This is a genomic window from Neptunomonas sp. (assembly GCF_041601355.1).
In the GTDB taxonomy this organism is placed as follows: domain Bacteria; phylum Pseudomonadota; class Gammaproteobacteria; order Pseudomonadales; family Balneatricaceae; genus Neptunomonas.
The window spans coordinates 19168-35970 of sequence record NZ_JBFIIH010000029.1; the positions used below are offsets into that span (position 1 = coordinate 19168).

16 protein-coding genes and 4 tRNA genes are annotated in these 16803 nt (G+C 47.5%); 14 read left to right on the top strand and 6 right to left on the bottom strand.

Translation table 11 applies throughout. From position 1 onward, the window contains the following. The first annotated feature begins 2 nt into the window (after positions 1 to 2). Positions 3 to 623 (top strand): hypothetical protein, encoded by a 621-nt coding sequence (locus tag ABY436_RS06800; protein ID WP_372738247.1) that lies wholly within the window; start codon positions 3 to 5, stop codon positions 621 to 623. A 59-nt stretch (positions 624 to 682) separates the two neighbouring features. Here the strand turns inward: ABY436_RS06800 and ABY436_RS06805 are convergent, their stop codons facing one another. Continuing rightward, complete coding sequence (locus ABY436_RS06805; RefSeq protein WP_372738248.1) at positions 683 to 1495, bottom strand: helix-turn-helix domain-containing protein; 813 nt, start codon at positions 1493 to 1495, stop codon at positions 683 to 685. Positions 1496 to 1654: 159 nt separating this feature from the next. On the opposite strand from ABY436_RS06805, the gene ABY436_RS06810 reads away from it, so the two are divergent. Together ABY436_RS06810 and ABY436_RS06815 are read left to right on the top strand one after the other, a co-directional pair. Then, positions 1655 to 2980, top strand: a complete 1326-nt coding sequence (locus ABY436_RS06810) for a lyase family protein (protein ID WP_372738249.1) — start codon at positions 1655 to 1657, stop codon at positions 2978 to 2980. 24 nt (positions 2981 to 3004) lie between these two features. After that, positions 3005 to 4108: an asparaginase gene (locus ABY436_RS06815; RefSeq protein WP_372738250.1), complete on the top strand. Its 1104-nt coding sequence runs from the start codon at positions 3005 to 3007 to the stop codon at positions 4106 to 4108. 82 nt (positions 4109 to 4190) lie between these two features. Here ABY436_RS06815 and ABY436_RS06820 read toward each other — a convergent pair whose 3' ends face one another. The 5 genes from ABY436_RS06820 to hemA form a co-directional block, all read right to left on the bottom strand. Further along, on the bottom strand, positions 4191 to 4616 hold the full coding sequence (locus tag ABY436_RS06820; protein ID WP_372738251.1) for a CoA-binding protein: 426 nt from the start codon (positions 4614 to 4616) through the stop codon (positions 4191 to 4193). Continuing rightward, positions 4613 to 5374 carry a ThiF family adenylyltransferase gene (locus tag ABY436_RS06825; protein WP_372738252.1) on the bottom strand — a complete coding sequence of 254 codons (762 nt, stop codon included), beginning with the start codon at positions 5372 to 5374 and terminating at the stop codon, positions 4613 to 4615. Before ABY436_RS06825 ends, ABY436_RS06820 begins: the two co-directional genes overlap by 4 nt. A gap of 25 nt (positions 5375 to 5399) precedes the next feature. After that, positions 5400 to 6236: a peptide chain release factor N(5)-glutamine methyltransferase gene (gene prmC, locus ABY436_RS06830; RefSeq protein WP_372738253.1), complete on the bottom strand. Its 837-nt coding sequence runs from the start codon at positions 6234 to 6236 to the stop codon at positions 5400 to 5402. Between the two features lie 72 nt (positions 6237 to 6308). Next, entirely contained in the window at positions 6309 to 7391 is a 1083-nt protein-coding gene (prfA, locus tag ABY436_RS06835) for a peptide chain release factor 1 (RefSeq protein ID WP_372738254.1), read from the bottom strand. Between the two features lie 3 nt (positions 7392 to 7394). Further along, positions 7395 to 8660: a glutamyl-tRNA reductase gene (hemA, locus tag ABY436_RS06840; RefSeq protein WP_372738255.1), complete on the bottom strand. Its 1266-nt coding sequence runs from the start codon at positions 8658 to 8660 to the stop codon at positions 7395 to 7397. Positions 8661 to 8875: 215 nt separating this feature from the next. Between hemA and ABY436_RS06845 the strand changes: the two genes are divergently transcribed. The 11 genes from ABY436_RS06845 to ABY436_RS06895 form a co-directional block, all read left to right on the top strand. After that, positions 8876 to 10582 carry a tetratricopeptide repeat protein gene (locus ABY436_RS06845; RefSeq protein ID WP_372738256.1) on the top strand — a complete coding sequence of 569 codons (1707 nt, stop codon included), beginning with the start codon at positions 8876 to 8878 and terminating at the stop codon, positions 10580 to 10582. Then, the gene (gene lolB / locus ABY436_RS06850; RefSeq protein WP_372738257.1) at positions 10579 to 11178 is read left to right on the top strand and encodes a lipoprotein insertase outer membrane protein LolB; all 600 of its coding nucleotides are present in this window, start codon (positions 10579 to 10581) and stop codon (positions 11176 to 11178) included. Before ABY436_RS06845 ends, lolB begins: the two co-directional genes overlap by 4 nt. Positions 11179 to 11272: 94 nt before the next feature. Beyond that, a tRNA-Gln gene (locus ABY436_RS06855) sits at positions 11273 to 11347 on the top strand. 66 nt (positions 11348 to 11413) lie between these two features. Then, positions 11414 to 12355, top strand: a complete 942-nt coding sequence (locus tag ABY436_RS06860; protein WP_372738258.1) for a ribose-phosphate pyrophosphokinase — start codon at positions 11414 to 11416, stop codon at positions 12353 to 12355. Positions 12356 to 12507: 152 nt separating this feature from the next. Next, positions 12508 to 13095, top strand: coding sequence for a 50S ribosomal protein L25/general stress protein Ctc (locus ABY436_RS06865; RefSeq protein WP_372738259.1), 588 nt, complete (start codon positions 12508 to 12510; stop codon positions 13093 to 13095). A 25-nt stretch (positions 13096 to 13120) separates the two neighbouring features. Continuing rightward, on the top strand, positions 13121 to 13708 hold the full coding sequence (gene pth, locus ABY436_RS06870; protein ID WP_372738260.1) for an aminoacyl-tRNA hydrolase: 588 nt from the start codon (positions 13121 to 13123) through the stop codon (positions 13706 to 13708). Positions 13709 to 13724: 16 nt separating this feature from the next. Beyond that, positions 13725 to 14816 (top strand): redox-regulated ATPase YchF, encoded by a 1092-nt coding sequence (ychF, locus tag ABY436_RS06875; protein WP_372738261.1) that lies wholly within the window; start codon positions 13725 to 13727, stop codon positions 14814 to 14816. Between the two features lie 160 nt (positions 14817 to 14976). Next, positions 14977 to 15053, top strand: a tRNA-Met gene (locus tag ABY436_RS06880). 13 nt (positions 15054 to 15066) lie between these two features. After that, positions 15067 to 15141, top strand: a tRNA-Gln gene (locus ABY436_RS06885). A gap of 37 nt (positions 15142 to 15178) precedes the next feature. Next, positions 15179 to 15253, top strand: a tRNA-Gln gene (locus tag ABY436_RS06890). Positions 15254 to 15353: 100 nt separating this feature from the next. Continuing rightward, positions 15354 to 16803, top strand: a 1450-nt coding sequence (locus tag ABY436_RS06895; RefSeq protein ID WP_372738262.1) for a GGDEF domain-containing protein, incomplete at its 3' end; no start/stop codon positions are given.

Below are 16803 nucleotides of genomic sequence, written 5' to 3' on the forward strand. Positions count from 1 at the left end.
GTATGCTTGCCCTCTTCAAAAAACAAAAAGAATCCAAATTGTTAAAAGCCATTGAAACAGGAGATCTGAACACACTTGCCAAGCGCCTTAAACAAACTGATGCACAATTATTAAACCAACAGACGGACAGATTAAGCACTATCGAAATAGCAATACGGGCAGGCCAGGCCAAAGCACTGGGTATGCTCATTGACGCAGGAGCCAGTCTTGAGCACTTAGCATCAACTAACGAGCCCTATCTACTATTAGCCTTACAGCAGGAACACAGCCTGCCACTCATTAGTGTGCTTTTACAATCCGGCGCTGATCCTCAGCAAATAATAAAAGTCTCAGATACTCATGCAGTAACGGCCTGTTTTCAGCATTGCTCTTCTACAACACTGATGCTGCATCTTAACCGTTTTATACAATATGGTATGGACCTGAACCAACCAGACTCCCAAGGCTTAACAGCATTGGAGCATGCGCTGAAAACCGAAAACAAAGCGCTATTAAATTTTCTGATCGTCTCGGGTGCCGACACTCCACAGGTCTGGCCTGAGTCGACTCCTGAAGCGTTAAAGGCGTATCTCAACCGCTGTGTTGATGACATGCGTATCAGGCAGATGTTTCTGGAGCAGTAACTTTTTACTAGTTTCCTTCGGGAATGAGCCCTCAAGCAAGTGCAACCAAGCAAATACAGTTAAGCAAGTGCAGTAAAGTGCCATTCAGCACCACTCATGGAATTGCGTACCGCCAACTTGATAGATTCATCAATAGCGTCATCCTGCAATTCATAAAGCCCGCACAGACCCAGCGCTTTCCTGATATCGACCTGCAAACCTAAATACTCCATCACTACACGGGCACAACTCGGCGTGCGCATACCATTAGCCGGCACACCGATACGTAAACCATTTAAACGGGTAATACGGTTTTTATAGCTGGGAGTCAAAATGGTTTCGGTAATTTCATTCGTCGCCAGCGCCTCATAATCCATCATAAAAATCCGATCAGTAAGAAACAAGGCGACGCCAAGGTACTTACTATGAAAAGCAGGCTCTTCCGGATGCTCTTTCAAACGCTCGGTGCGCTGATAATAGAAACCTTCCTCTCGTTTTTCGATACATATCAGGTTCCTGAGAATCTTCCCCGGACACGCCATTGACATGTAATACTCGAAATAATATCCAAGATACTTTTCCATCTGCAACGAGCCGGCGTTACTCAGCACCTCTAAATGCCGATCTTCGATACGCGGCAATCCTGAAGCAACCTGAACTTTAGGCCGCACCTGAATCAAGCGTTCAAACTGTGTCGTTGGCAGTAACAGCTCGTATTCCTCAACACCAAAAAAATCACACAGTTTACGCATAGTTTTGGGTGAAGGTTTATAACGGCCGCTCAGGTAGCGATTAAACTGAGTTCGGTTAAGGTTTACACGCCGGCACACATCAGCTATCGAATCATAATAACTGCAAAGCAATTTCAAATTACTGGAAAGATCCTGATACATACCAAAAACCTTTAATTTAGATAGCGCTATTATAACGACGCTGCATGATGCACTACAAGCAACACTATGCATCACAAACTGCATCTATGCCCAATCGTTAACCACTATTTAAGTATGCTTCAATGTCAGGTATAACTATAACTAAGAGCGTAATTCCTAATGAGCAGCAGAACAGAACACGATTTATTAGGCGATGAAACGCTACCTGATTCAGCCTGGTACGGAATACAGACCCTACGGGCGTTACGCAACTTCAACATCACCGGCATACCGATTAACCACTTTCAGGATCTGATCAATACATTAACCATGGTGAAACAAGCATCGGCAGAAGCTAATCACGAATTTGGATTACTCAACAGCAAAAAGAATGACGCCATACGCCAGGCGTGTATGCGCATCAGGGAAGGAGAACTGCATAATCAGTTTGTCGTCGACCTGATCCAGGGGGGTGCCGGCCAATCAACCAACATGAACGCCAACGAGGTCATCGCCAACCTTGCTCTGACCATCATGGGGCACGAAAAAGGCGAATATCAGTATCTACACCCCAACAATGATATAAATATGTCACAATCAAGCTATGACGCCTACCCCACGGCCGCCCGCTTAGCGGTTGTTCTCAGCACGCAAACCCTCTCTCATGCACTGCGTTCTATAAAAAGCAGCTTTGAAAAGAAAGCGGAGGAATTTTCCGGGATTTTCAAAGTGGGGACGACATCCACTCAAGATCACACGCCGGCTATCTTAGGTGAATCATTTCTAGCGTTTGCGCAGATGCTAGAAGATGAAATCCTGCACATTGAAAAAGCCTGTATACAGCTAAGCAAGGTCAACTTAGGCGCTACTGTTAATATCTCCTCAATGAGTGAACACAAAAGCTATTCAGCCCGGGTGATCAGTCACCTGGCCCGGATATCTTCGTTACCGGTTACTTTTTCAAGCCAGCCGATGGAACCTGATGCGGATATAAAGGCACTGTTAGCCATTTCAGAAATACAAAAACACCTGGCCGTTAAACTGTCCTCCATCTGCAATGATTTATGCCTGTTATCCAGTAACCAGCGTAACGGATTTAATGAGATTAATTTACCCGCAGCACAAGCGGGCTCTTCCATTACGAGTGACACGACAACAGCGGTTATTCCTGAAGCGGTTAATCAGACTGCGTTTCAGGTGATGGGACATAGCCTGACAGTTTGCATAGCCGCCCAAGCCGGAAACCTCCAGCACAACGCCATGGAGCCGGTGATTATCTACAACATCCTGAACTCGATGAAAATGCTGAGTTCGGCCATCTACATGCTGGATCACCGCTGTATACGTGGTGTAACCGCAAACAACCCGGACATGATGACTGCACAACTGCCGCATTGCCATTTACCCACTGCAGAGCAAGCATTAAAAGACAAACTATTGGATGCGACTTCATTAAGTCGCTTTACCTCCCCCGCCGTGATTCCTTCCATGAAAACAGCGGTATGAACACTCCCCCGATGAGGCCAGGCTATGAATAAGTCCAGAGTTTTAATTATTTACACAGGCGGCACCATCGGCATGTGGCCCTCATCCAGTGGTTATGTCCCACAAGGTGGTTTTGATACGCTGTTGAAACAGAGACTGAACCAGGTCTCTATTTCGGCACTCCAGCCGTTTGACATTATAGAGCTTGAAAACCTGATCGACAGCTCAAACATTGAGCCAAAGGATTGGACCACGCTCGCTCACTTAATTACTCAACATTATGATCAGTATGATGGGTTTGTGATATTACACGGCACGGATACGATGGCCTATACTGCCTCGGCACTCTCGTTTATGCTGGCGGGATTAACCAAACCAGTGGTACTTACCGGCTCTCAGATCCCTCTAGCTCAACCGCGTACCGATGCCACCAATAATCTATTGAATGCCATTGAATTTGCCCGCAAGCCAAGCAATCAGGAAGTATGTATCTGCTTTGATGGAAAATTACTCAGAGGAAATCGTGCTAAAAAGATTCATACATCATCACTGCGAGCCTTTGACTCTCCCAACTTCAGAGCTCTAGGCCAGTCGGGCATTCACATTCAGCTATTTAATGAGACTATAAGGGTTAATGAGAATGCACAGGATGGGGATTGCCTGACTACGTCTGAAGATGCTCATGTAACCACTAAACAGAAATTAACGCTTAAGACGCCTGATTTCAGGATTCCGGACTTTAAAGTACCAGAATTCACGCATCAGGTTGCTCAATTACATCTTTATCCGGGTATCAATAATGCCCAGCTGAAAGCAACTCTGGATAATGAAGATATACGCGGCGTTGTCATGCTCAGTTACGGTGCAGGCAACCCACCCGATAACAACCAATATTTAATGTCTCTGCTTGAGCAGGCGAATCAGCGCGGGGTCATCATCATTAATCTGACATTATGCTCATACGGACAGGTCATTCAGGGTTCTTATGCGACTGGCGCAAAGCTCAATCAGTTAGGCGTCATTCCCGGGGCGGATATGACAGTTGAGGCAGCCTTTACCAAACTGCTTTTTTTACTCGCCACTGAAACTGACATCCCGCATATCAAAACACTCATGGCCAAGCCATTACTGGGCGAAATGACACTCTAACGACACAGCGCTACGTACGCAGCGATAATTGCACGGCTAAACCTTACGGGTTAACCGTGTTATTTATTCTGGCGACGACAGATTATGAGGTAACCGCGGCGATACCCAGCCCCGGAATATCAATAGCCGGACAGCGGTCCATGATCACATCTAATCCGGCTGCCGTGGCACGTTCAGCGGCAGCATGATCAATCACACCCAACTGCATCCACACAGCCCTTGCACCAACAGCAATAGCCTCATCGACTACCCCGCCTGCCGCATCAGAGTTACGGAAGATATCCACCAGATCGAGCGGCTCATCTATATCACTCAGCGAAGCGACAACCTTCTGCCCCTGAATCTCAACTCCCGCTTTAAGAGGATTCACCGGAATGACCCGATAGCCTTGCCGCAACAAGAAAGCCATCACACGATAGCTGGGCCGCTCCGGCTTAGGGCTGGCACCCACCAGCGCGATTACCCGACTATTTTCCAGTATACGTTTAACCGTATCTATCTCATTCATACAACAAACTCCTTTTGCGAGCAGACAGGACATGCAGGGTCTGGTTTGAGTTTAAGAGAACGCCACTCCATATGCTTAGCATCCAGTAACAGCAGGCGCCCGGTCAATGAAGTGCCAATATTAGCGAGTACTTTGAGTGCTTCCAATGCCTGCATCGAACCAATAATACCAACCAACGGTGACAACACGCCGGATTCAGAACAGGTTAGCGTTTCATCGTCACCTTCTTTGTATAAGCACTGGTAACAAGGACTGCCCTGTACGCCTGACTGAAAAACAGCTATCTGACCTTCCATACGAATCGCCGCACCCGACACCAGCGGCTTCTGATGATCTACACAGGCGCGATTCACCGCAAAACGCGTAGAAAAATTATCAGTACAATCCAACACCAGATCAACCTGAGCAACCAATGCCTGCAATGCCTTCTCATCCAGTCGCTCAGCGCGGGTCACTATCTTGATATCCGGATTAATTTCACGCAGCATCTGTGCAGCCGAATCGACTTTATGCATGCCAATACGTGCGGTGGTATGCACGATCTGCCGCTGTAAGTTGGACAGATCAACCTGATCATCATCCACCAGCACTAATTCCCCTACACCCGCGGCTGCCAGATAAAGGGCTACCGGGCTACCCAACCCACCCAAACCGATAATCAGCACCTTAGATGCCAACCAACGCTCCTGACCATCAATATCAACATCGGCCAGCATAATCTGACGGCTATAGCGTAATAATTGTGCATCACTCAGCATTCGTATTTCTCCGGCAAGCTCTTTTCTACAACCGCTTCCAACGACCCAGGCTCACACGATCATTGCCGGCGTAATCCTGATAGGTATTCACCTGCTCATAGCCACTATCGCAAAACAGTTTTCTGACAGCGGCGGCCTGTTGATAACCATGCTCAAACAACAACCAGCCACCCTTGAGCAAATAGTCAGGTGCGGTACTGATAATATGCATAATATCAGACAGCCCTTCTTCCGACGCGACTAACGCGCTCAACGGTTCAAATCGAACATCGCCTTGCTGTAAATGCTCATCGTTCTGATCTATATAAGGGGGATTACTGACAATCATATCAAAGCGCCCGCCAAGCGGTGCCAGCCAGCTTCCCTGAACAAAATTCACATCAGGTAAACCCAGCCTTGCCTGATTACGCTTTGCCAGATCAACTGCTGCATCAATACGATCACAACCCCAGACCTCCCAGGCAGGCCGCTCACTCGCCAGTGCTAATGCGATGGCTCCGGTTCCGGTTCCTAAGTCAGCTATACGTAAGGGGGTGTTTTCAGGGAAAAGATTCAGCGCGACCTCAACCAGTACTTCGGTGTCAGCCCGGGGGATCAGGGTATCGCTAGTCACTTCAAGATCTAACGTCCAAAAAGCCTGTGTGCCGAGTATATAGGCAACAGGCTCTCCCTTTTGACGTCGCTCCAGACAGGCAGTGAAGCGCTCAACCTGAGCAGGCGTGAGCTCTTTTTCCGGCCAGGTCATCACGTAGCTGGAGGTTTTTTCTAATGCATGACAGAGAAAAATTTCAGTATCCAGGCGTGGCGAATCACTGATGTCTTCAAGTCTTTTCGAAAACGCTAACGCTTCAGCAATTCGCATCACATGACTCCTCCGTTTATTCGGACCTATTGAATCTAATCCGGGCATTCAGATCCGCGTATTCAGCCCCTTCTATTCAGAGAGGGCACCCAGCAGTTCTGCCTGATATTCGTGCATCAGCGGGTTAATCACCTCTTCCAGCTTACCTTCCATAATCTCATCCAGCTTATAGAGGGTGAGATTGATACGGTGATCAGTGACTCGCCCCTGTGGATAATTATAGGTACGGATACGCTCTGATCTATCACCGCTACCGACCAGACTTTTACGTGTAGTCGCCTGCTCTGCAGCATGTTTTTCCATCTCAGCTGCTTGTAAGCGCGATGCCAACAGCGCCATCGCCTTGGCACGGTTTTTATGCTGTGACCTTTCTTCCTGACACTCCACAACAACACCTGTCGGAATATGGGTCAGCCGGATCGCTGAGTCTGTTTTGTTAATATGCTGACCACCGGCACCTGACGCGCGGTAGGTATCTACACGCAGATCGGATTTATTAATCTGGATTTTTTCAACATCATCCAGCTCAGGCATCACCGCCACGGTGCAGGCAGATGTGTGAATACGCCCTTGTGACTCGGTTTCAGGAACACGCTGTACACGATGCGCACCGGATTCGAACTTCATCCGCGAATAGACATCCTGACCAACAATTCGTGCGATCAGCTCTTTATAGCCGCCATGTTCGCCATCACTGCAACTGACAATTTCTATACGCCAACCCTGTGCTTCCGCAAACTTTGAGTACATACGGAAAAGGTTACCTGAGAAGATAGCCGCCTCATCACCACCGGTACCGGCACGAATTTCAAGAAAAACGTTACTGCCGTCATTAGGGTCTTTCGGTAGAAGATGCACCTGCAGCTCTTCTTCGAGCTTAGCGATACGCGCCTGAGCGTCCGACCACTCATCTTTTGCCATCTCGCGCATATCCGGATCACTGTCTTCCATCATCAGCTGCGCTTCTTCAACATCATCTTTCGCCTGCTGGTAAGCAGCATACGACTGCACCACAGGCTCAAGTTCAGCATACTCTTTAGAGTAATCACGGAATTTATTCTGGTCTGAGATAACACCCGCATCACTTAATAACGCGGATAGCTCTTCAAAGCGATCGGCCAGCTTTTCCAGCTTGGTTTGTATAGACTCTTTCATGTATCAGTTTTCGTCCGAATCAGACAATTGGAAAAGCGTTTGCGCAGCATTGACAATGTCAGACTGCCCTTCGGCGCTTGCTTTTCTAAGTTGAATTGTTGGGTGGTGAAGTACTTTATTGGTTAAACGTCGCGCCATCTGAGTTAGCACTTCTTCAGGGTCTGTGCCTTTTTTCAATTGTTTCAAGGCCACTTCTACTTCTTGATCCCGCAAAGACTCATAACTGCCTCGTAACCGGGTCACTGTATCTACGGCATCTAATGAGCGTAACTGGCGCATAAACTCATGCGCACCGACATCGATGATCGCTTCAGCCTCTTTAGCTGCGCTTTCTCGACTACGCTGATTTTCTTCAATTACTTCACGCAAATCATCCACGGTATACAGATAAACATCATCCAACTCTGCAACCTGCGATTCAATATCGCGCGGCACGGCAATATCGACCATAAAAATAGGACGATGTTTACGTTTTTTCAACGCCTTCTCAACAGCCCCTTTGCCTAAAATCGGTAACTGACTGGCAGTAGAGGAGATGATAATATCAGCGTTGGCTAATGCATCGGGGATATCTCCCAGCATGATGGCCTTACCATTAAAGGCTTGCGCAACGTTTAATGCCCGACTGATGGTGCGGTTAGCGACCGTAATCTGGCTGACCCCTGCATTGACTAAATGCTGAGCGACCAGTTCAATCGTTTCCCCTGCGCCAATCAGCAGCGCCCGACTGTCTTTCAGATCAGAGAAAATATGCTGAGCCAGATTAACCGCAGCATACGCAACAGACACAGGGTTCTCACCAATAGCGGTATCGGTGCGAACTTTTTTGGCCACCGAAAATGTTTGTTGAAATAAACGGCCGAGCTCAGCGCCGACAAAACCCTGCTCCTGAGAGACTGAGTAAGCAGATTTCAGCTGACCTAAAATTTGCGGCTCACCCAACACTAACGAATCAAGGCCACTGGCAACCCGCATCATATGTTTTGCTGCAGACTCATCCCAATGAGTATATGCACATGCTTCAAGCTCGCTCAGCTCAAGACCATGATACTGACCCAGCCATTCCAGCACAGCACGGGTACCCGGCAACTCTGTCGAACAATAAAGCTCTGTTCGATTACAGGTAGACAAGATGGCAATTTCTTTTAGCTGTGCAAATCCATGCGCCTGCCGCAGGGCATCCGCCAGCTTATCCGGACTAAATGCCACCCGTTCGCGAACGGAGACAGATGCCGTTTTATGATTTATGCCTAAAGCAAGAAGAGACATGGATCGATTAACTACACCAGACAATCAATAAGCGCGCAATGATACACCTGTTTAGCCTAAAACATAAATTAACCAAGGATTGAAAATACATTAAATGGAACCTATTAAAGCTGTATTACACTAATCTGGGTATGCTTTGCCGATGACAAGGCCTATCAATCTCTACTATAGTGACGGTAGTCCGTAGTACATCAACCTTGGATCGATCATATATTGTGCTAAAAAAAATATTCTGCTTGATTGTTTTCAGTACAGCGATACTGACCGGTTGCAGCTCAACGCAGACCGTAAAAGAAACCGTCACGCCAAGCCCACTATGGGAAAGTACTTATCAACAAGGCGAGCTTAATGGCGAGTCGCTGTATGATCTGCTTATTGCCGAGCTGGCTGGCCATCAACAGCAATATGACATATCGCTTGAAAAATACCTGAAACAAGCCGAACTCACCGGCGATCCGGGTGTTATCCGACGTGCTGCACGTATCGCACAGTTTACAAAGAACTCGGTTGCACTCGAAAAAGCCGCCAGAATCTGGGTTAAGTTCGAACCCGAAAGCAATGAACCGCAAACATTACTGGTTGGCATGCTGATTCAGCAGGGTAAATTTTCAAAGGCACTCCCCTTTATTGATAAGGCACTCGCCACCGATAGCCACCCGATCTTAGCTTTGCTCAATAGCCGTGCTTCAAAAATGACAGCCGCCGATGCGCAGGCATACCTGGACGTGATCATCAGGCAAAGCAAAATCACGCCAAAGAATTCTGATTTATGGTTAACCAGGGGAGTCTTTGAACGCCACCTGAATGCAACAGAAGCGGCATTAATAAGTTTTGATAAGGCCATTCGGTACAACCCTGAGGCTGAGACTGCTTTTGTACAAAAAGCAGATTTACTAAAAGACGCAGGACGATATAAAGAGGCGCTAGCGGTCATATCTCAATGGTTGGACAAAGACCCCGAAAATAAGCAATTAATCATTCTCAAAGTGCAGACGCTTTATAAAGCCGACTCTCCTGATGCGGCCGTCAAACACAGCCAGCAGCTTATCTCAGACTACAGCACCGATAACCAACTGCATCTCTATCTGGCCTTGCTCGCCCTGGATTTCAATCGCCTGGATGACAGCAAAAACATGCTGAAGACTATTTTTGCACGAACCCGGGATAACACGCTGCATTTTTATCTGGGCCTGATAGAAGAGCAACAAAACAACCCTGAACTGGCTATCCAACATTATCTGCAAGTCGATCGCGGTAACAACATTTTACCGTCGTACAATCGCAGCCTGGCACTACTGGGCGACGCCCAGGACGAGACTCGCGTCAACACTATTATGGAAAATGCGATCAATAAACACGCCGATCTCGCGCCGGACTTAATCAACCTGCACGCAGACTGGCTCAGAAGCTTTGGCTTTAACGACAAGGCCATTAGCCGTTTGAGTGAAGGCGTCAGTGCATACCCAGAACATATAAATTTACGCTACTCCCGGGCGATGATGCGCCCACCCGAAGAGTTTCCGCAATCTGAAGTCGACTTTCGTTTTATTTTAGAGAAAGAGCCTGACAACGCCATGGCCCTGAATGCATTGGGCTACACGCTGTCACTTTATACCGAACGCTATAATGAGGCATACGAACTGCTCAACAGAGCGATTCAAATCAAGCCCGACGACCCTGCTATTATGGACTCGATCGGCTGGGTGTTATTCAAACTGCAACGCCATGAAGAGGCACTCAATTATTTAATTAAAGCCTATAAGATATACCCTGATGCGGAAGTAGGAGGTCATCTTATCGCTGTTTTGGTCGCATTGAATAAGCGCCCCAAAGCACAACAGATTTTCACCGAGCTATCCAAAAAATTTCCGGATAGTCCACATCTACCGGATGCCGAGAGAGCATTGAACGCGCCTTTATGAAAAAAATAATTCTACTTTTTATTGTCCCTTTTTTTATGTCAGCCTGTAGCATGATCCCCCGCGAAGAAACACCCGCACCAACGGCCACCTATAGCTGGGAAGAGCATCAATCAAACGTCAGCCAAATGACTCGCTGGATCGCGACCGGGAAAATTGGCATTCGCACTCCGGATGACTCTCAATCCGCCTCTTTATCCTGGCAACAAGATCAGCAGGTGTATGAAATCAGCCTGAAAGGCCCTCTGGGTCAGGGTGGCGCCACCATAAGCGGTGATGAACATTCCGCCACCCTGGAAATACCCGGAGAACAGCCAATCGCCGCGGGCTCTCCAGAAGAACTACTCAGCCTTCGTCTTGGCTGGGAAATTCCGGTAAAAGATGCTCAATACTGGATCAAAGGCATCCCTGCACCAGGCAGCGATTATGACACCGTTCTGTATGAAAACCGTTTAGCCAGACTTTCTCAGCAAGGATGGGAAATTGAATATCAGAATTATCTGGAAGCGGATACAACAAGCTTGCCAGGCAAACTGACTCTGAGCAGAGAATCGCTAAAACTCACCCTTATCATCGGTAACTGGCGAAGAATTGATTAATAAGAGCACAATTTTCATTTTTACTTGATTATTTAAGCTGTTTTTAAGAGAATAGCGCCCTCTTTTTGAGGGGAATAACCTCCAGAGAATTTACTGGGGTATCGCCAAGTGGTAAGGCACTGGATTCTGATTCCAGCATCCGCAGGTTCGAATCCTGCTACCCCAGCCAGTAATCAATGATGAGTTCCCACTCAACATGACTTCCAATGATGACAAGTCCGAAAAGGTGCACTCCATGTCTGAAATGATGGTTTTCACTGGCAATGCTAACCCAGAGCTTGCGCTCAAAGTTGTCGAGAGACTCGACATACCGATGGGAAAAGCACACGTTGCGCGTTTTAGCGACGGTGAAGTCAGTGTCGAAATCCAGGAAAACGTCCGCGGCAGAGATGTTTTTATTATTCAATCCACCTGCGCACCGACCAACGACAACCTCATGGAATTGATTGTCTTGGCAGATGCTTTACGTCGCGCATCTGCTGCCCGCATCACCGCTGTTGTACCTTATTTTGGTTACGCCCGACAGGATCGTCGTCCGCGTTCAGCTCGTGTTGCCATTACCGCCAAAGTTGTCGCCGACATGATGACAACTATCGGCGTGGATCGTGTATTGACCGTTGACCTGCATGCTGATCAGATTCAGGGGTTCTTCTCAGTCCCTGTAGATAACGTCTATGGTTCGCCAGTATTACTGGATGATATCGTTGATCAACAGTACGAAAACCCGATGGTTGTTTCTCCTGATGTGGGTGGTGTAGTTCGGGCGCGCGCTGTTGCTAAGCAACTGGATTGCGACCTGGCCATCATTGATAAACGTCGCGAGCGTGCCAATGAATCTCAGGTAATGAACATCATCGGTGATGTCGAAGACCGTACCTGCATTCTGGTCGATGACATGTGCGATACAGCCGGCACACTCTGCAAAGCAGCGCAGGCCTTGAAAGAGAACGGCGCGGCACGCGTCATCGCTTATGCGACACATGCCGTATTGTCCGGCCCTGCTATTAACAACATTACAAACTCGATGCTGGATGAACTGGTTGTCACTGACACCATTCCTTTGTCAAAAGATGCGCAGCAATGCAGCAAAATCCGTCAATTGACATTAGCACCATTATTGGCAGAAGCCGTTCGACGTGTTTGCAACGAAGAATCTATCAGCGCCATGTTCCGTTAAAAAAAGACCGTTAATAACGAGTCAGTTTTTAACAAACATAGCCTGAAAAGAAGCCCGCTACCGGGTATACGAAGTCCTGAAAAGGGCTATTAAAAATCACTTCAGGGCCCTGGTCGCGAGGTTCTGAAGGTAGTTTACTAATAGGTAAAAAAATGTCTAATTTTGTAGTTGAAGCTGTAACTCGTGTAGATCAGGGGAAAGGTGCGAGCCGCCGCCTGCGTCACGAAGGCCTGGTACCAGGCGTTGTATATGGCGGTGAAACACCTGTTTCTATCTCCATGATCAACAAAGATTTAACCAAGCTAATCACTGATGAGTCTTTCTTCTCTTCAATCCTGACACTAAAAATCGACGGAAAAGAAGAAAAAGTAATTATCAAAGACCTGCAGCGTCACCCTGCCAAGTCAGTCGTCATGCATGCTGATTTTCAGCGCATTGATAAAGACAGCAAAATCAAAATCACAGTGCCTCTTAATTTCGTAAACTTTGCACAATCTGCAGCCTCTAAAGCTGCTGCAAAATTTGCAGTTGAGAGCAACGTTGTTGAAATTCTTTGCTTGCCAGCAGATCTTCCAGAAGCACTGGAAGTAGATCTTTCAGGTATTGAAATCGCACAGACGCTTCACTTCTCTGACATTTCTCTGCCAAAAGGCATTGAAATTGCTGCTTTACGTCGTGGTGAAGACCATAACCAGGGTATCGGTTATGTTTACTCTCCACGCGGTGTTAAAGCAGACTAAAACGCTCTAGGACGTCAACTCTGGCATGAAAGACAAAATACAGCTCATTGTAGGCCTCGGTAATCCGGGTGCTCAATACGCTAAAACCCGTCACAATGCCGGAGCAGAGTTTGTCGAGCAGCTTGCTGCCCAACAACTCACTTCCCTGCAAGCCGATAAAAAGTTTTTCGGCTTGTACGGGAAGATTCTTCTGAACAATCAGACAGTACACCTGCTGATACCCATGACTTTTATGAACCTCAGTGGGCAGTCAGTCTCAGCACTTGCTAATTTTTATAAAATCCCTCCTGAAAACATCCTTGTTGCTCACGACGAGCTAGACCTGCCACCCGGCACTGCGCGCTTTAAAAAAGGCGGTGGACATGGCGGGCATAACGGACTCAGAGATATCATCAGCAAGCTGGGAAATAACAAGAATTTCTATCGACTGCGACTTGGTATCGGTCACCCCGGTCACGCCAGCGCAGTGGCAGATTTTGTACTCAGTAAAGGGCCTATCAGCGAACGCAATAACACTCAGGCAGCGATTGAAGAATCGATCCGCTATCTTCCTGAAGCAGTGAGCGGCGATTGGGCAAAAGCCATGAATAAACTCCACAGCTTTAAAGGCTAACGAAAGGTAATACACTATGGGTTTTAAATGCGGAATCGTTGGCCTGCCTAACGTAGGCAAATCAACACTTTTTAATGCGCTCACCAAAGCAGGCATTGATGCAGAAAACTTCCCATTCTGCACGATCGAACCCAACTCAGGCGTTGTCCCTATGCCTGACGCCCGCCTGGACCTCCTTGCAGAGATTGTTAAACCAGAGCGCGTACTGCCAACCACCATGGAATTTGTGGACATTGCAGGCTTGGTAGCAGGCGCCTCCAAGGGTGAGGGGTTAGGCAATAAGTTTCTTGCCAACATCCGCGAAACAGACGCTATCGCACATGTTGTTCGTTGTTTTGATAATGACAACGTTATTCATGTTGCCAACAAAATAGATCCTATTGCTGATATTGAAATCATCAATATGGAACTGGCATTAGCGGATCTGGACTCTGTTGAGAAACAGCTGTTTAAAGTCCAGAAACAAGCCAAAGGCGGCGACAAAGACGCCATTAAAGCCAAAGCGCTACTCGAACGCCTTAAGCCTCATCTGGAAGAGGGACTTTCAGCTCGCGCATTAACCTTTAGCCCTGAAGACCTGAAAATCATCAAAAGTTTCCACCTGATCAGCATCAAACCGATGATGTATATCGCCAACGTCGATGAAGATGGTTTTGAAGACAATCCTTATCTGGATCAGGTCAACGAATTTGCTAAGGCAGAAGGCGCTCAGGTTGTTGCTATCTGTAATAAACTTGAAGCTGAAATCGCCGAACTTGATGACGATGAGAAAAACGAATTCCTCCAGGACCTGGGAATGGAAGAAGCCGGACTGGATCGCCTCATTCGCGCAGGATACGAGCTCTTAGGCCTGCAAACCTACTTTACTGCAGGTGTTAAAGAAGTCCGTGCCTGGACCGTCTCTATCGGCGCTACGGCTCCACAAGGTGCCGGCGTCATCCATACTGACTTTGAAAAAGGTTTTATTCGCGCAGAAGTGATTGGCTATGAGCACTTCATCGAATTTAAAGGTGAGCAAGGCGCGAAAGATGCAGGAAAATGGCGCCTGGAAGGAAAAGACTACTTATTAAAAGATGGTGACGTAGTCCACTTCCGCTTCAACGTTTAAATATACCCCCTTCTGCGGGTTAGCTAACAGCCACACGCACAGCCAAAAGCCGACTTTTCTGTCGGCTTTTTCATATAAATCAACGCTATTTTAATTTTTTACATTTTACGTGTTGACACAATTTAGAAAAAATAGAATAATGCGCGCCTCGAATGACTACGGCGATGTAGCTCAGTTGGTTAGAGCAACGCATTCATAATGCGTGGGTCGCAGGTTCAAATCCCGCCATCGCCACCATTCGTAGAGATATAGGGGTATAGCCAAGCGGTAAGGCAACGGGTTTTGATCCCGTCATGCGCAGGTTCAAATCCTGCTACCCCTACCATTCTCTGATGGATCGTTAGATTCATATCCTTTGTTACAGGGGTATCGCCAAGCGGTAAGGCACTGGATTCTGATTCCAGCATGCGTAGGTTCAAATCCTTCTACCCCTGCCATTTCTTCCTTCTATATTTTCCTGACAGATCTTAGCAAACAAGCTAAACTTTAGCGTACGTTTTTATACAGTACTCAGCTATCGATTTAAGGGAATTTTGGATGAAAGAGGCGGTCACCACATCTGACGCTCTGATACAGCGGTTATCTGATCAGCGCAGACAGCGACTACGTAAAAACGTCCAGATTCTTTTTCTAGGCCTCAGATCGGAAGAAACCAACCCCATTATTTCACTGCTACGTGGCGCACGCCTTGCCCCTCGTGGCCGACAGTTAAATACTGAAAGCGAATTCATTGAAGCACTCAGTGAACGCTCCTGGGATCTGATTATATGCACCTCTGAGCGTGAAGACTTTGCCATCAAGCAAGCCATGCAACACCTCAAACGCTTTGATAAAGACATCCCTGTCATTCAATTAGTCCCCCATCCCGATAGCCAGCTTCTGCTACAGGGATTAAAAGCCAATATGCAGGCAGTTGTACCACTGGATGAGAAAGAACTACTACTCATTACTATTCGCAGAGAACTGGAGCACCTGGAAAACCGCCGACGCATGCGTCTGGTAGAGTCCCAACTGACCGAAGCAGAGAAGCGCGTACGTTTATTAATGGAGCGCTCTACGCTGGCGATTGCTTATTTTGATGCAGAACGCTTATTACTCGCTAACAACGCATTTGCGTTACTCTTTGGCTATGACAACCCGGAAAAACTTCAGGGCAAACTGATTGATCAGTTTGTCGTTCCACAAGATAGTAATGAACTGTATGAACAGGTTCGCTATTTTGCTGAAGAGAATTTAAAAGAGCTTATCTTCCAGCTTACCGGCCGCCGGGCAGACGACTCTAACTTTAAAGCGCATTTAGAACTACAAGAGACACGCATCAACAACAAACCTTGCGTGCAGGTTATCGTGCGCGCCGAAAGCCTCCACCAGAGTAAACAGTCTTTTAGCGAGCACGACCCTATTACCGGACTTTATAACTCTGATTTTTTCCAGCGACGTCTGGACGAAACCATCCAGGCTGCACTGCCCGGCGGACGTGATTGCCACCTGTTTTATATTTGCTTAAATAATCACACCCACATTCGTGCCGAGTATGGCAGCGACAGCTGCGACCATATTGCCCGCGACCTGGCCGACATACTAAAAAAGAACATCAACCCGGTACACATTAAGGCCCGACTCTCAGAAGACACCTTTAGTATTATTTTCCAGGATCCCAGTCAGGACAAAGCCATGTCGGTCGCTGAGGAGCTGAGCGCCATCATTACCCAACATACCTCCACTATCAGCAATATTCAGCTGCCACTCACCTGCTCCATCGGCATTGTGACCATTACCGATACATCCCCGGGTACAGCCGAACTGATTGAGCGCGCCAGGAAGGCCGCCGAAAGCATCACAACAGGCACCAATAACGTTAAGTTTTACATCCCTGATCATTCGCCCGCCGAACTGGATAACCCTGACGCTGTTAAGGCGCTAAAAGCAGCGGTGCAGAATCAAAACTTTAAATTATTGTTTCAGCCTATCGTTCCACTTTCATACA

Coding starts and splice junctions, on each gene's coding strand:
- pth (WP_372738260.1), top strand. CDS start 13,121: ATGAAAGACAAAATACAGCTCATTGTAGGCCTCGGTAATCCGGGTGCT.
- ychF (WP_372738261.1), top strand. CDS start 13,725: ATGGGTTTTAAATGCGGAATCGTTGGCCTGCCTAACGTAGGCAAATCA.
- lolB (WP_372738257.1), top strand. CDS start 10,579: ATGAAAAAAATAATTCTACTTTTTATTGTCCCTTTTTTTATGTCAGCC.
- prmC (WP_372738253.1), bottom strand. CDS start 6,236: ATGCGAATTGCTGAAGCGTTAGCGTTTTCGAAAAGACTTGAAGACATC.
- ABY436_RS06860 (WP_372738258.1), top strand. CDS start 11,414: ATGTCTGAAATGATGGTTTTCACTGGCAATGCTAACCCAGAGCTTGCG.
- ABY436_RS06800 (WP_372738247.1), top strand. CDS start 3: ATGCTTGCCCTCTTCAAAAAACAAAAAGAATCCAAATTGTTAAAAGCC.
- ABY436_RS06815 (WP_372738250.1), top strand. CDS start 3,005: ATGAATAAGTCCAGAGTTTTAATTATTTACACAGGCGGCACCATCGGC.
- ABY436_RS06865 (WP_372738259.1), top strand. CDS start 12,508: ATGTCTAATTTTGTAGTTGAAGCTGTAACTCGTGTAGATCAGGGGAAA.
- prfA (WP_372738254.1), bottom strand. CDS start 7,391: ATGAAAGAGTCTATACAAACCAAGCTGGAAAAGCTGGCCGATCGCTTT.
- ABY436_RS06820 (WP_372738251.1), bottom strand. CDS start 4,616: ATGAATGAGATAGATACGGTTAAACGTATACTGGAAAATAGTCGGGTA.
- ABY436_RS06810 (WP_372738249.1), top strand. CDS start 1,655: ATGAGCAGCAGAACAGAACACGATTTATTAGGCGATGAAACGCTACCT.
- ABY436_RS06805 (WP_372738248.1), bottom strand. CDS start 1,495: ATGTATCAGGATCTTTCCAGTAATTTGAAATTGCTTTGCAGTTATTAT.
- ABY436_RS06825 (WP_372738252.1), bottom strand. CDS start 5,374: ATGCTGAGTGATGCACAATTATTACGCTATAGCCGTCAGATTATGCTG.
- hemA (WP_372738255.1), bottom strand. CDS start 8,660: ATGTCTCTTCTTGCTTTAGGCATAAATCATAAAACGGCATCTGTCTCC.